At 40.9% G+C, this 13,907-nt stretch carries 16 protein-coding genes; 4 read left to right on the top strand and 12 right to left on the bottom strand.

The features are described 5' to 3' along the window. Positions 1-1,018: 1,018 nt before the first annotated feature. The 7 genes from HQQ94_RS18510 to HQQ94_RS18535 form a co-directional block, all read right to left on the bottom strand. On the bottom strand, positions 1,019-1,723 hold the full coding sequence (locus HQQ94_RS18510) for a DMT family transporter (protein ID WP_309247259.1): 705 nt from the start codon (positions 1,721-1,723) through the stop codon (positions 1,019-1,021). Continuing rightward, complete coding sequence (locus HQQ94_RS22700) at positions 1,698-2,054, bottom strand: hypothetical protein (protein WP_254304098.1); 357 nt, start codon at positions 2,052-2,054, stop codon at positions 1,698-1,700. The genes HQQ94_RS18510 and HQQ94_RS22700 overlap by 26 nt, the downstream gene beginning before the upstream one ends. An 18-nt stretch (positions 2,055-2,072) precedes the next feature. Then, the gene (gene kdsA / locus HQQ94_RS18515; RefSeq protein WP_173295804.1) at positions 2,073-2,921 is read right to left on the bottom strand and encodes a 3-deoxy-8-phosphooctulonate synthase; all 849 of its coding nucleotides are present in this window, start codon (positions 2,919-2,921) and stop codon (positions 2,073-2,075) included. 75 nt (positions 2,922-2,996) lie between these two features. Beyond that, entirely contained in the window at positions 2,997-4,250 is a 1,254-nt protein-coding gene (locus tag HQQ94_RS18520) for a DUF819 domain-containing protein (RefSeq protein ID WP_173295805.1), read from the bottom strand. Between the two features lie 100 nt (positions 4,251-4,350). Next, positions 4,351-5,139, bottom strand: a complete 789-nt coding sequence (locus tag HQQ94_RS18525; protein ID WP_173295806.1) for a tetratricopeptide repeat protein — start codon at positions 5,137-5,139, stop codon at positions 4,351-4,353. Then, positions 5,139-5,534: a SirB2 family protein gene (locus HQQ94_RS18530; RefSeq protein ID WP_173295807.1), complete on the bottom strand. Its 396-nt coding sequence runs from the start codon at positions 5,532-5,534 to the stop codon at positions 5,139-5,141. The genes HQQ94_RS18525 and HQQ94_RS18530 overlap by 1 nt, the downstream gene beginning before the upstream one ends. Before the next feature lie 84 nt (positions 5,535-5,618). Continuing rightward, positions 5,619-6,548 (bottom strand): LysR family transcriptional regulator, encoded by a 930-nt coding sequence (locus HQQ94_RS18535; protein ID WP_254304099.1) that lies wholly within the window; start codon positions 6,546-6,548, stop codon positions 5,619-5,621. A gap of 90 nt (positions 6,549-6,638) precedes the next feature. Between HQQ94_RS18535 and HQQ94_RS18540 the strand changes: the two genes are divergently transcribed. Beyond that, positions 6,639-7,070, top strand: a complete 432-nt coding sequence (locus HQQ94_RS18540) for an N-acetyltransferase (RefSeq protein ID WP_173295809.1) — start codon at positions 6,639-6,641, stop codon at positions 7,068-7,070. An 88-nt stretch (positions 7,071-7,158) separates the two neighbouring features. Here HQQ94_RS18540 and HQQ94_RS18545 read toward each other — a convergent pair whose 3' ends face one another. The 3 genes from HQQ94_RS18545 to HQQ94_RS18555 form a co-directional block, all read right to left on the bottom strand. After that, complete coding sequence (locus HQQ94_RS18545; RefSeq protein WP_173295810.1) at positions 7,159-8,391, bottom strand: DUF711 family protein; 1,233 nt, start codon at positions 8,389-8,391, stop codon at positions 7,159-7,161. An 89-nt stretch (positions 8,392-8,480) separates the two neighbouring features. Further along, on the bottom strand, positions 8,481-8,840 hold the full coding sequence (locus tag HQQ94_RS18550) for a nuclear transport factor 2 family protein (protein ID WP_173296718.1): 360 nt from the start codon (positions 8,838-8,840) through the stop codon (positions 8,481-8,483). A gap of 10 nt (positions 8,841-8,850) precedes the next feature. After that, positions 8,851-9,837 (bottom strand): hypothetical protein, encoded by a 987-nt coding sequence (locus tag HQQ94_RS18555; protein ID WP_173295811.1) that lies wholly within the window; start codon positions 9,835-9,837, stop codon positions 8,851-8,853. Positions 9,838-10,118: 281 nt separating this feature from the next. Here HQQ94_RS18555 and HQQ94_RS18560 point away from each other — a divergent pair, with 281 nt between their 5' ends. Together HQQ94_RS18560 and HQQ94_RS18565 are read left to right on the top strand one after the other, a co-directional pair. Next, positions 10,119-10,643: a DUF1440 domain-containing protein gene (locus HQQ94_RS18560; protein WP_217274070.1), complete on the top strand. Its 525-nt coding sequence runs from the start codon at positions 10,119-10,121 to the stop codon at positions 10,641-10,643. Between the two features lie 161 nt (positions 10,644-10,804). Beyond that, positions 10,805-11,731: an alpha/beta hydrolase gene (locus tag HQQ94_RS18565; protein WP_254304100.1), complete on the top strand. Its 927-nt coding sequence runs from the start codon at positions 10,805-10,807 to the stop codon at positions 11,729-11,731. Positions 11,732-11,928: 197 nt separating this feature from the next. Here HQQ94_RS18565 and HQQ94_RS18570 read toward each other — a convergent pair whose 3' ends face one another. Next, positions 11,929-12,894 carry a hypothetical protein gene (locus tag HQQ94_RS18570; protein ID WP_173295813.1) on the bottom strand — a complete coding sequence of 322 codons (966 nt, stop codon included), beginning with the start codon at positions 12,892-12,894 and terminating at the stop codon, positions 11,929-11,931. 48 nt (positions 12,895-12,942) lie between these two features. Next, the gene (locus tag HQQ94_RS18575; RefSeq protein ID WP_173295814.1) at positions 12,943-13,425 is read right to left on the bottom strand and encodes a hypothetical protein; all 483 of its coding nucleotides are present in this window, start codon (positions 13,423-13,425) and stop codon (positions 12,943-12,945) included. A 181-nt stretch (positions 13,426-13,606) separates the two neighbouring features. Here HQQ94_RS18575 and HQQ94_RS18580 point away from each other — a divergent pair, with 181 nt between their 5' ends. Beyond that, positions 13,607-13,882 carry an alpha/beta fold hydrolase gene (locus HQQ94_RS18580; RefSeq protein WP_173295815.1) on the top strand — a complete coding sequence of 92 codons (276 nt, stop codon included), beginning with the start codon at positions 13,607-13,609 and terminating at the stop codon, positions 13,880-13,882. Positions 13,883-13,907: the final 25 nt, after the last annotated feature.

Consider the following 13,907-nt stretch of genomic DNA (forward strand, 5'->3'; position numbering starts at 1 on the left):
TAATGAATCTAGTTTTAACAAATAACTTAATGCATTGCCAACTCTAATTTTTGATTAGTACTAAAGATATTCAGAAAAAATAAAATGTGCTCGTCGCTCATTTTCTTGAATATGGGAGCAAAACAACTTAACTGTATATTTATACAGCTCTTTATGTTGGTAATGAAAGCAAAGATAGGCACATCTTTAGTGTGCTGGGTAATCCCTCACGCAATTGTTGGTGAAAGCAAAGTTTGATCTCTGCCATTTATGGTTAACCTACGAGGATAAAAGGGGACAGATCAAATCTGGTTCTACAAAGAATCTAAGATACTTTTTATAATCTGAAATAGCCCTAATTAGAGCCTAATATTTAACTGATAAATGTCCAAAACCGTGTTAGCAATCGCTAAATCGAAGAGATAAATAATCAGGTGTAAGTGAGCTCGAGGACTTCGGTTTCAAGGATGAAATCGCAGAGCGTATAGGGATATATTCACAGCGTGCCGAGTGATTACTTACACATCAGTCTGCTGCAAGCAATTAACACCAATGAAATTTTGGTCATCAGCAAGCCAATCAAACACCAAACCTGCCCAATGAACCCAATAAAAAAGATATGTAACACTTGTTATCCGACAAGTTAACCCATTTTTGTCCAAAACCGCGTTAGCAACCAAGAAAAACCAATCGAAGAAACCATGCTTTGCTTTTACAAAGGTGTGAACCCGGCTGTGACCTTCCGTGACAGGGAAGTCACGGCAGAGGCTATAGGGATATATTCACGCCGTGTCACTGAAGTGTTCGCACATCCCTCGCCGGGCAGGCGTTAAACACCAATGAAACTTTGGTCATCAATAAGCTAACCAAAAATCAAACCTGCCCAATGAACCCACCACAAAAGAGATTTGAAACTTGTTATCCGATGCCATCGACTCGCCTGGCTGGCATCAGTATCTTATCTGCACCGCTAACGTTCCGTTTAAGTCACAAATTTAATCGATAACCTGAACTCTGGATAACAAGTGCCATAGAGTTGCTAGCTCCACATGACCAATATTGCCGCAACAACTATTAATATTAATGCCAATATATCTTTAATTTTGACTTGCTCTTTAAGCCAAAAAATAGCAATCAACAAGGTAAAGAAAACTTCAATCTGACCCAATGTTTTCACATAGGGAACTGCTTGCAAAGACATGGCGCTAAACCACCCAATAGACCCCAAACAACTTGTGCTACTGGTCAACAGCGTCAGCTTAGGTCTATTGCAGAGTAAGGTTAATGTGTCTTTTTCCTTAAACAGTAAATACCCAAGTAAAATGACGGTTTGAATAACCACAACCATTAACAAGACCCAAGCAGCGCCATGTGGGAAAGGTAACCCTAAACTCAAACTGGCCTCACGCACCCAGAGTGATGTTAGTGCAAATGCAGTGCCGCAAGCTAAACCAATGGATACCGTTTTCAAAGAGAACTCTTTAAGACCTTGAGCACTACTCATCATGAAAATAGCCAAGGCCCCCGTGGACACGCCTAACCACCCAAGCAGTGATAACTCAGTGCCAAAAAATAAGACCCCAAGTATCGCAGCAACTAACGCCTCACTCTTAGCAAGTCCTGTGCCTATGGTAAAGTTTTTCAGTTTAAATAACTTAACCATCAAGGCGGTTGCCAAAATCTGTATCACAGATGCGCCTAAAACATACAGCATAAAATCAAGCGTGATGATTGGCAATGCCACGGGTCGCCACAGGTAAAGTGCTACAAGGTAGAGAGCAGCAATAGGTCCGGCCCAAAGAAAACGCGCCAACGTGACCCCAGCGACACTGACCTCTTTGCTCAGCTGACTTTGAAACGCGTTGCGCCATGCTTGCATAAAAGCGGCTAGGAAGGTAAACAAGATCCACATAAACAATAACGACTTTTACAGAGTTTACAAAGTGGGATGAGGATACCTCATCGACCAGAGATAAACGATAAATACCAAAGACAAATGAACCATACTCATTATCACTGAGATAAATAATAAAGCCCATATCGAGAGACATGGGCTTTATTATTTCATCTAACATTGACAACGTTAGGAGGTATTACTTACTCGTATCAATGGCATCGAATGACTTTACCAGATCATCGACAGCTTTCATCTGAGTCAAATAATTTTCTAATTGATGTAGCGGCAATGCACATGGGCCATCACACTTAGCATTATCAGGATCGGGATGGGCTTCAATAAACAAACCTGCAAGACCTAAAGCCATACCACTACGAGCCAGTTCAGTTGCTTGCGCACGGCGGCCACCAGCACTGTCGGCACGACCACCAGGGCGTTGAAGCGCATGAGTCGCATCAAAGATCACCGGATAGCCCGTTTGCTTCATCTCATCCATGCCTAACATATCAACGACAAGGTTATTGTAACCAAAGCTTGAACCGCGTTCACATAGCATGATCTCATCATTACCCGCTTCATTGAACTTACTAATAATATGACGCATCTCATGCGGGGCTAAAAACTGCGGTTTTTTCACATTAATAATGGCCCCGGTTTTGGCCATCGCCACCACAAGATCCGTTTGGCGGGCCAAAAATGCAGGCAGCTGAATAATATCCACCACTTCTGCAACAGGTGCACATTGGCAAACCTCATGAACATCGGTAATTAATGGCAAATTAAACGTTGATTTAATTTCTTCGAATATTTTCAGCCCTGCCTCCATCCCCGGACCACGATAAGAGTTGACTGAAGAGCGGTTAGCCTTATCAAAAGAGGCTTTAAACACATAAGGGATCCCAAGTTTCTGAGTCACTTCAGCATATGTTTCTGCCATTTTCATCGCTAAATCACGCGACTCAAGCACATTCATGCCACCAAAAAGCACAAAAGGCTTATCGTTAGCAATCTCAATGGAACCTAGACCTAGGGTTTTATTACTCATCAATACGTCTCTCTTAAAAAGCCAAGGTGACACCTCAGCGTTAATCAATTAAGTCACTCGATAGCAAGGAACATGCTACATCGCAATGACTTGTAAAATTTGGCCACATATCCACGCCATATAAGTACCAAGCGCATAACCTAATACCGCCAATAAAACCCCAACTGGGGCTAATGCTGGATGAAATGCAGCCGCCACCACGGGAGCCGATGCCGCTGCACCGATATTCGCTTGACTGCCCACCGCCATATAAAACAGCGGCGCCTTGATCAATTTAGCCACAATCAGCATCAAACTGGCATGAACCAGCATCCAAATGATCCCAATCGCAAAATACCACAGATTTTCAGGTTCAAATAACTTAGACACATCCATATGTAAACCAATGGTGGCCACTAAAATATACAAAAACACAGTGGCGACTTTAGAGGCGCCCGCTGCCTCAAGATGGCGTATCGGGCTAAATGACATGGCTAAACCTATGGTCGTGACCGTTACAATCAACCAGAAAAATTTAGAGGTCAGACTGTAGTCTCGTGTCCAAGGATAATTGAGTTCGAAAAATGGGCCTAGAAAATCAGCAAAAATATGAGCAAGACCTGTTACACCAAAACCGACAGCCATGATCATCATGAGATCGTTAAGGCTCGGAGTGCGGGCATTTTCGCTCTGGTATTTTTCCACCTTCTTTTTTAATGCGTCAAGGGCGGTAGTATCAGCCCCTGTTCTGGCATCTATCTGTTTTGCTTTTGATGCCATCAGCAACAATACTGCCATCCAAATATTGGCCACAATCACATCGACAGTGACCATGATAGAGAAAATATCTCCACCTGCGCCATAGATCTCTTTCATCGCCGCTTGATTTGCACCGCCACCGATCCAACTTCCAGCTAAGGTTGTCATGCCGCGCCACACGGCCTCAGGCCCTTGCACACCTAATATTTCAGGATTCAAGGCTGACACAATCAGTAACGCAATCGGGCCACCAATCACAATACCCATTGTACCAGTCAGAAACATCACTACGGCTTTGGGCCCCAAAGATAAAATAGCTTTCAGATCGACACTTAAAATAAGCAAGACTAGGCAAGCAGGTAACAAATAACGAGAGGCGACGAAATAAAGCTGGGAAGCATGATTATCAATGATATTGAACGTATTAAGCAGTGATGGTAGAAAATAGCACATTAACAGTGCCGGAATAAAACGATAAAATTTGGTCCAAAATGGATGCTTGCTATGACTTGTATAAAATACAAATCCCAAGATAACAGCCAACAGTCCAAGTCCTGTGGCATCATTGGTCACTAATGCAGTGCTACTCATGATTGATATATCCCCTTCCCTAGCGTTATTATTATTGTGCTAATAGTATTTTCAGAGGCAAAACAGATGACGGTAAAAGGCTTTCTACCGTCATTGATTGTTAATGGTATACCTCTTGTATTTCTCGCAACTCTTTCAATTGTAGTTTTACCAACTCGATAACTGGATCATGCGGACTGTTATCAACAAAGTGTTTAAGATCAGCCGCTGCAACACTGATACAACCTAACTGCTGCGCAATAAAAGCACGCTCACGATTCAAATTAAGATCATCAGAATGCCATTGTAACAACAGGTTACAGCATTCCATGGCAGGTTCAAACTGATGAGAAACAATGCAGCCAGCTTTTAATTCATGAAGCATCCTCGACACCAAACGCGTTAAGCTAACAGGTTTAAGGTAACTTGCCTTAAGAGATGCGCCATTACCCATCTCACCTCGAACTAAAACATGTAACTGATGCCGGGTTAACTCATTGCCGTTCAGTGGGTCAATATAGCTAACAACACCATCAATTCGACTACTTAAAACCGTCATACCTGGTAATAAAATGGGCTCTAACTTAAGATCTAACTGCTTAGCCAATAACATCAATACTGTGGCTAGCGTGGTGCTATTTCCCTGACGACTACTGATGCAAGTTCCTAAATCTGCCGCTTTTACACTGAAATAAGGCTGGCGTATGCAAAAGCCCAAATCTTGATAAAACCAACGTAACAATCCAGCCAATCGTGCTTGCCTGTCGACGACATAATGGCTTAGCACAGCGCCAGCAAGCTCTAACCAAGCCCAATTAGCGGTCTCTGCTTTGGAAAAGCGAAGGTGCTCACCAATTTCAAAAGCTATGTCAGGCAGTTCAATTTTATCGTTAAGTGGTAAAATAATCATTATCCTAACAACACAGCTTGTTTGAACATAGCAATCTTAGCCGCATATACTACCCAAGCTATTGCACCTAAAGCCGCAAATATTTTAAACAGTTTACTGCGATCGGCTTTCAACGCGATAACGCCCAAGATGATATAAGCGACAACAGCACTTAATTTTTCACTCAACCAAGGATCAACAACTGGATACTGCTTGATCATGAAACAAAGCGTTAAACCAGACAAGAGTAAAAAAGTGTCAATGACATGAGGCGCTATTTTAATTAGCTTTTTTTCCATGACTGGAGATTGACGAAGGTGCAGCACAAAACGCACAATAAAAAACAGCACGCTCACAGTAACAAGCGTTAAATGAAGGTGTTTAATTACCGGATAAAGACTATTCAAAGTTTCCATTTTTAATACTTATTTCACTGACAAAGGCAGTAGTGTACCCGATCCCATTCTCCATCACCAATACCACTCACACTCGACGCTAATTTAACACAGAAGAGCGGGCATGTTCTCCGATTTAAAGAGCTGCTTTAATTGTGCTAACATCCAACGATTCTCAGGGCTGTCCTGAGTCGGCCTGTAAGTGAACAGCTTAAGTTGATACTTTGGCATAGCAAACGGTACATCAAATCGCTTAATCGGCAACGCTTTTTGCAATGCTACCGCAGCAAATTTAGGTAAAGTTATCAGCAGATCAGACTCAGCCACAAGAAAAGGCGCGTTCATTACATTAGGCAGTTGCACAGCAATATCACGATGATGGCCTAATAAATTTAGCTGTTTATCAACCACTCCTTTTCTGTCTCCCCATGGAGAAATTAAAATATGCTTACGTTCAAGAAAAGTGGATAAATCTAAACTTAATAACCGATTATTGGCTAATGTGCAATAACTGTCTTCCCACCAAATCCATTCATTGATTAAACAAGTGTGTTCGGTTTCATCATGAGAGTAACCCAAAGAGAAATCAATATTACCGGTTTCAAAGGCGCTAATAGGCAGCTTCTCACTGTGATTGGTCAAATTAATTCTCACGCTGGGAGCCACTCGCGCTAAATGAGCGATTAAACGAGGCATCATCAAGAGCGTGGTAAAATCGGTCACCGCAAAATTGAATTCATGTCGACTGTTTAGTGGCGTAAAATCAGGCTGTGGTCCAAGACAAGAGTTAAGCGTCGTCAACACTTCGGCAACTCTAACATGAATACTTATGGCGTATTGTGTTGGGATCATTCTGGCATTGCTGCGAATAAAAAGTGCATCATCGAGTTGAACTCTCAACCGTGCCAGTGCATGACTAAATGCTGATTGACTCAGGTTAATAGATTCCGCTGCTACAGAAACATTACCGTGAACATAAAGAGCGCTGAAAAGCTTCAGTAGGTTAAGATCGATACGATTCAATTTATTATGCATCTTGTTCATTCCAATATGATTAATATGCACTTATCACATAAATAAAGCCAGTTTATACTCCCCACATAATAATTCAACATGGAAATACACATGAGCTCAACTTCAACACTCGACTTTACACTTGATGACAGTAAAGAATTCGCCAACATCGTCGAACAAAAAATAGCTGAATTTAATTGGCAACACTGGGAAGTATCTGAACGACTTAAGCTTGGGCTTAAACTCGAAGATGAGCATGGTACCTTGCTCGCAGGCTTCTCCGCTCGGACATTTGGCAATTGGTTACAGATAGATAATCTATGGGTAAGTGAAACGCTTAGAGGGCAAGACATCGGCAGTCAACTACTGGCTAAAGCAGAGAACATTGCTATCGATAGAGGCTGTATCTATGCCATTTTAGACACATTAAACTTCCAAGCCCGCCCTTTTTATGAAAGCAGAGGCTATACACTCCAATGGACTAAAAAAGCTTACCCTAAAACAGGCTGCAAATATTTTATGGTAAAAAATCTAGAGGGTTAGCTCTTGGATTAACCTTACACTTATCGCATGCTAGAAGAAATGCCCAGCTAAGCAAGAACGGGCATTCCATGGTAATAAACTCCCTTGATCACGGAACCGCTAACACGGCACAGTTACACAAGTCTTCGCTTTCAAATACCGTCATATCTCCAGCGACTAATCCAGGAACAGGAAACACACGCACTGTTAATGGTTTATTTAACCGGTACGCCATTGTCCCCGTATCTCTCATCAAGGCTGATATTTTATCAATTGAGGTATCCCCAGGAATGGGCACCGTATCTAAGCCAATGCCACAAACTGAGCTATATGTTAACAAAGAGCGAATATCGAAATGTGAACTCACCGTCCCTTGAGCTAACCCCATGTCTTCAGTTAATGCCAACATTAACCCTGAAAAGCCGACCAAATCGACACCTTTAACCGATTTAAATACCTTAGTTAATAATGCCGATGCTTCAACTGTGCCTGAAGCACCAAAGTACTCCACGCCCATCAGTTCATACACTTCGGCCATGCTCGCACAATTTTTAGAGGGCGCTGCTGAGCTATCAAAGCCAGAAAAAGCAAATGTCATATTAATAGGTGATTGATCTATTATGTTTTGGATCTGAGATATATGATACTGAAGCGCTGTACTCATCGCCTCATAGTAACCTTTGAACAAAGCATTATGGGCTTTCCCCTCTGCGTCTTGATTAAAATCCTTAAGTACATTAACTAATAAGTCTGGCGTTTCCAAACCAATAACAAACCGGTTTCCAAGTGCACTTTTATGATAGCTTGCAGGAAAGTAAGGGATCAAAGGCTCACAGTTAAAATTAACCGTAAAGTTAAAGTTTCCTTCGCCTCTTGGCGTGATATTACTTATTTTTTTTATCGCTGCAGCTGAGTGCATAATAAGTTCATTATCGAGAATACCACATTCATCAAGAGCAACATTGACACAAACATTACATAAATCGCCAAACTCTTTAATCAATTCTGGCAGCATGTCGATTTCATTCTTGGTGTTAGCTTCGCCAATCGCAAACCGAACACGAACGCCTGATGTATCAGAAGAGTTCAATAATTGGCTGAGATAGGTTAAATCAGCACTTGCCAGTGCTAGGCTATCTGTATTGAGGTATTCTCCGAATGGGTTAGTTACAATTCTAACCGATTGTACCGTATAACCATTTTCTTGCATTTCTGCAGATAAATCAGCACAAAATGTTGATGCCTTAACAATTTCTTGCTCCCAAAGCTCCTTGTCATCAGTCAAGGATAAAAAAGTCGTTATTGTTCTGACTGTACACAGTTCTTTATTTTTATAACTCATTACAACTTCCTTATGAGGTTTACTCTAACCCCATTTTTCCATCAGCGTTAGATCCTTAAAATGCGATATTCTTATTGTATTTTTTGATATTAAAAAGCACTTTTCCATTGCACGGTGTCAACAAACCAACGTTCTTCTGAAATTTTGTCTTCTTTAAATTTAAAAAGAACTGACAATTGAGAGCCTGCTACTTTCGCTGATCGCCATTCAACGATTGACACCACTTCCCGCTCACCTTTCAAATGGCGAATGCAGGTGATTTCAAATTTAGGCGGGAGAACCTCTCCAAAACCATTCAATGCTTGACGAAATGCTTGCCGACCTTCGAGAATATCAGCCTGCCCAGGCATAATAAAAATCATGTCCTCAACATAGTCTTCTATCAAGGCATCAAAATCACCACGACCTACTGCATCCCATCCCCTTTGCACTATTTCTAATAAATTTATATCTGGCATTTTAGTAAGCCTCGCTGGAAAAATAACAACATATTTTGTATAAGTTTGCTTTTATCTCTAAGCTATCGACACGATCCCACATACTAACCAATGCCGCAGCAAGTGTGATTTGATGTATGTTCCGTGTTGAGCCATATATCAAATGATTAATGGCTTGATGAAATGCTGCTCTATCGGTATTAGCCACTAATGTTTCAAATATAGCCTGATTGAGAACGTCATCAGCATCAGGGAAAACCCAATTAGACTGTTCAATAATAAAGGCTAACACTCCTTCTCTAAATTCAGCACTGACCAAGTCTTCAGCGTCTAGTAACCAGGACAAACAAATTAAATTATGTCCCCAAAACCCTGGTTGAGAAACCGCTTTTAAAATAGCATTTTCAACGGATATCTCTTGAATTAACGAACACGTATTCTGTGGGTATTCGATGTGGTTGTTATGATAATACGTAGAGGTCACAAACTCAGTAAACCTCTCTATTGCATAAGGGAGTTGTTGTGCATCTAAACTTGGCCAAAGTCGTTTAAATGATAGCAGTATTGAAACGGTATGCAGTAAATACTCATTCCCCTCAATAGCTTGCTTCTCATAAAATGAAAATATCTCTTCAATACTAGAATGCGCTAACCAAGATTTCATGGCAATATATGAGGCAGGAAACAAGCCTCTTTTGAGTATGCCGTCTATTCTTTGCGGATGAAAACACTGACTTTCGATACTTGGACTAAACAATACCTCGGTCGCTAATTCATCATGGGCAATGAGCTCATGGCATTTTTGCCAACCTTGGTCGTTAAAATCATCTAATTTCACCTCTAAAAAACAAGCGGATAAAAACGCTTTAAGGCTGTGTGATTGATGTATTATTGCTGTTCTTCGTAGTGCATCTTCAAGTACATCTGATTTTTTCACTAACACTCCTGTAGACTTGGCCGCAACCACATCCCTATTATTGTTCATCATTGGCAGATTTGAGAGTATCATAATCTTACCCACAACTCCCTCATAAATGGTTCAATACACATTCGCTAGAACTCAGAAAAAATACATGTATATGGCATTGTTATTTCAAATATCCTTAGTGAGGTTAATATTTATTATTAACAAAATCACCAAATAAAAAATAAAATGGCTTCATTATATTTAGATGGCTTGTTTTAAAATTATTCTTATATAACATATATCAGATAATGAATTTAATCAGTATTATTTACCTTTGGTGATGAATTAATCCATTTTTCTATTTTATTTTAGGTGTTAATCAATTGAATATATTCGCGACTACAGACATTAAAAACAGACATTATGGTGTGGCTCTTTGGGCTGGATTCCTAGGTGGTAATCTAGCCAGTTTTGTTAAATGGGGGACTGAAATTCCTTTTCCACCTCGCACACCAGACAGAGCAATCCCTCCAATGGAAATGTTAATGGATTTAGGCGTTAAAGCGCAAGATTTGACATTCAATTATTCTGAACATGTGATCAATTGGGGCGTTGCTGGTATTCATCATGGTTTTTCTATTGTATTCGCCATGCTGTACTGTTTATGTGCTGAAATCTTTCCCAGTATTAAATTATGGCAAGGAGCCATGTTTGCTATTTTTATTACACTAGGGTTTCATGGTGTGCTGCTTCCTCTTTTTGATTGGGCTCCACCTATGTGGAGCTTGCCTTACAATGAACTATTTTCAGAAACATTTGGCCATATACTGTGGATGTGGGCGATTGAAATTTGTAGAAGAGACATACGCAATCGGATAACAAAAAAACCAGATGCTGAAATGATATAGTTAAGCACTTAGTATAAAATTATGAATATCGACATTAACATGAATATAAAGCAACCACCATACTCTCTATTAATGGTGAGCGGTGCTTTATTTTATCATAAATGACATTATTGACTGACGAGCCTGTATCATACCCAAACTTAACATAAAGAAATTTTAGGATGCATAACGTGCTGAATCAAATTGAACCAGGCATAAGGGAACTGGTTACAGACTTCATTGAAGCTGGGTGTCCCTGTCCGTCTAAACAATCAGTCATTCAACGTAGACAAGGGTACATAAATAGCACTGTATTAGCGGGCGCTAGCCCTCAAATGCATCAAGAATACCAAGATAATCTCAATGGTATCAAAGTTAAAATATTTAAGCCTACATCTGAAGAGAAACTAGCCTTAACAATATATTTTCATGGCGGTTGTTTTATCAGTGGTGGATTTGCAACTCACGAACAGCAATTGAGACAGTTAGCAAAACTATCAAATACGATTGTTATCTGCATCCAATATCGACTTGCCCCCCAACACCATTATCCCGCAGCACATGATGATGCTTATAACGCCGCTATATTTATCCGTGAACATGCTAACAAGTATGGTGGCGATCCCAAAAAAATAACCTTTGTAGGCGATAGTGCTGGCGCTCACCTCGCTTTAATCACATCTTTAAGATTAAAGAGAGACACTGATTGGTTACCACAAAAGCAAATTCTAATTTATCCAATGTTAGATGCACTAGGTAGCTCAAAAAGTTATGCAGAAAACGGTCAACATTTCGTCATTACGCGTTCAATGCTACTTTCAGGTTTTGAAATGTATTTAGCTGGAACCAATATTAATAGTCAGCATCCTGAAATATCTCCTTTACAGCGTGACGACTTTTTGGGATTACCTCCAACATATATAATCACTGCCGAATTTGACCCATTAAGAGATGAAGGTGAGCAGCTGTATAAAAAACTACTTGCAAGTGGTGTAGAAGCCTATTGCGAGAGATATTTAGGCGTTATTCATGGTTTCTTCCAACTCTCAGCTGTGAGTCAGTCAGCAGTCAGGTGCATTGAAAACATCGCTAAACAAATTGTACGCTAACAGCATTCATGATAAAAAGTTATATTTCATTCTAGGCACAATGTGTAACGAGCAGCTATGGTCGAAGCTGGTACCCCATTTACATCCCTCAATTGGGACCGATCATTTAAGGGGTGTTTAGGGTAACAGATCCAATAGCGATCCCCAGTTTAGGTTATGCCGCACTGGTTTATTTTCACTCTATGTTTTGAGTGGTTTTAATGACTTATTTTTGTGGGCGGGAACCCCAAAAGACTGAGCCAATCGGTCACAGTCTTGCCCGACAGTAATTCATAAGCTGATGTACCCTGATGTCGTCCCCAGCGACGATGACGCAGATTATGCCATGCCTTAAAAAGTTCAAGGAATCCTTGATTAACCCCTTTTCTTACGTACAGATAAGAGCGAAGAGTAGCGTTAAATCCTTCAATGGCACTGGAAGCCATATGGCGAGTTTGAAACAGTCCTTCTATTGTTGCCTTGATCGCATTCACGCCCTCTTCATCAAGCTCGCGACAAAGCAGATAATAGGCCCCAACCATTTCTTTACTGACTTGTTTTCGCTTCCACGGGTTCATTTTCTTAAGTTTCCTCTTGCGCTCAATGATACGACAAGTCAATGAAATAGCCTCATCTGAATAGTCACTTTTCAACGCCGATAAGTGTTGATATATCGCTGATGTCGCAAGAGTTAATCCTTTTATGCGATTTTCTAAGTAAAGCGCAACACGAGTACAATCATGATGTTGAGTTTCTCGTAACGTCGCTACCGCTTGGGTTAATAACTGCTGGGCAGTGTCAGCCGTTATCAACTCACCTGTGTTAAAATTAACGCTGCAAAATGCCAGGCGAATTTGTTGAACCGCCTGGACGGCTAAGGTATATCTGTCAATGGCTGCCGCGCATTTCTTCTTCGCCCAATCTAATGATTTTGCTAAACTTCGCTTATTATCAGGGGAGGATTTGAGGTATTTCTTTTGTGCATCCGCTTCATAGGCAATATGACGATAGGCTTTGTTTTCGAGTTTTAATCGGGATTTCCCCGCTAAATAAACGGCATGAAAAGCATCATCTCGCTGCTCTATTGCATCAAAGGTCAATTCAACCCCTTTGGCAATCCCTTTCGCCCCATCTTTAACGACATGCTTAGTCGCCAGACCTTGCTGTTTAGCTTCTTTGAGCACCCATGCCCATGTTGCGGCATCACGTGATGTCTCATGTGATAACGAAAATTAATACCCACTATCAAGGTCAATCCCCGCCAGTACAGGCTCTCCTTGACTAAACATTTCATCAATGGCGATACTGTTGATCTTGTCGAGCGGGACGGTTTTGTTAAAGAGTGCCGCTTGTTCTTGTGCTTCAACGATCACCCCTTGGATATAGCCAAAACTCACGGAGCAACCGGGATAGATAATAGGAATTTGTTCTTGAATGGCGCGAATTGAATTGGCTGATGTAATCGATAGCGCCACGATAGTTCGGCGAAGCTGTGACTTATCCACCCCAACACAGGTAATGTATTGAGGCTGATTCTTGTCACTGCACAGGTCGTTGAAAGCGTTGAATATCGCATCACGGGCTGTGTATACGGCTTTACGGGAGATGGAAAATTCGTTCGCTAGCGAAGTAATTGCTCCATGAGCTTGGCAAGCGGCGGTTTTTAGTAGAAGATCGAGTTTGTCTGAGGGAGTTAGTTGTGTTTGATAAAGCATGGGGTTCTTGTTGTTATCGTCATTGTTTTGCAGAACAATTACATTAAAAATGTAGCTTGATCCCTCAGGCTTCAATTGTCAATTTGTTACCCTAGTTTGATGGGTTCCCCTCAATTGAGCCGATTTATTTAACGATACCCGCAGAAAAAATTTTGATGAACTGATAGCGTTAATCTCGAGCATGGATAACAACCTCGGCAAAAATGAATTAATTAGCCAGTACCAATATACCTCAATAAGAAAAGATCTTTCACCAACCCTAGATCAGCTTCCATCGCAGACTTATTTTTACTATAGCGAAGGTGATCAGCTAATTGATTTACCATGGTTTAATCAAATCAGAGCATCAAACACCGAGTTATCAGTCATTTCTACATCAGGTTCTGGCCACATGCTTCCCTTAGAAAAACCACGCGAGTTAGCAGAACACATCAATGCATGGATAACATTAGCTTAAGATATGTTCATGGCTATAAACCACT

The sequence above is a fragment of the Shewanella sp. VB17 genome (assembly GCF_013248905.1).
Lineage (GTDB): Bacteria > Pseudomonadota > Gammaproteobacteria > Enterobacterales > Shewanellaceae > Shewanella.

Excerpts from the sequence above, each read along its gene's own strand:
- kdsA (WP_173295804.1), bottom strand. The coding sequence starts at position 2,921 with ATGAGTAATAAAACCCTAGGTCTAGGTTCCATTGAGATTGCTAACGAT.
- HQQ94_RS18540 (WP_173295809.1), top strand. The coding sequence starts at position 6,639 with ATGAGCTCAACTTCAACACTCGACTTTACACTTGATGACAGTAAAGAA.
- HQQ94_RS18525 (WP_173295806.1), bottom strand. The coding sequence starts at position 5,139 with ATGATTATTTTACCACTTAACGATAAAATTGAACTGCCTGACATAGCT.
- HQQ94_RS18575 (WP_173295814.1), bottom strand. The coding sequence starts at position 13,425 with ATGCTTTATCAAACACAACTAACTCCCTCAGACAAACTCGATCTTCTA.
- HQQ94_RS18555 (WP_173295811.1), bottom strand. The coding sequence starts at position 9,837 with ATGATACTCTCAAATCTGCCAATGATGAACAATAATAGGGATGTGGTT.
- HQQ94_RS18535 (WP_254304099.1), bottom strand. The coding sequence starts at position 6,548 with ATGCATAATAAATTGAATCGTATCGATCTTAACCTACTGAAGCTTTTC.
- HQQ94_RS18565 (WP_254304100.1), top strand. The coding sequence starts at position 10,805 with ATGCATAACGTGCTGAATCAAATTGAACCAGGCATAAGGGAACTGGTT.
- HQQ94_RS18520 (WP_173295805.1), bottom strand. The coding sequence starts at position 4,250 with ATGAGTAGCACTGCATTAGTGACCAATGATGCCACAGGACTTGGACTG.
- HQQ94_RS18530 (WP_173295807.1), bottom strand. The coding sequence starts at position 5,534 with ATGGAAACTTTGAATAGTCTTTATCCGGTAATTAAACACCTTCATTTA.
- HQQ94_RS18545 (WP_173295810.1), bottom strand. The coding sequence starts at position 8,391 with ATGAGTTATAAAAATAAAGAACTGTGTACAGTCAGAACAATAACGACT.
- HQQ94_RS22700 (WP_254304098.1), bottom strand. The coding sequence starts at position 2,054 with ATGTTAGATGAAATAATAAAGCCCATGTCTCTCGATATGGGCTTTATT.
- HQQ94_RS18580 (WP_173295815.1), top strand. The coding sequence starts at position 13,607 with ATGGATAACAACCTCGGCAAAAATGAATTAATTAGCCAGTACCAATAT.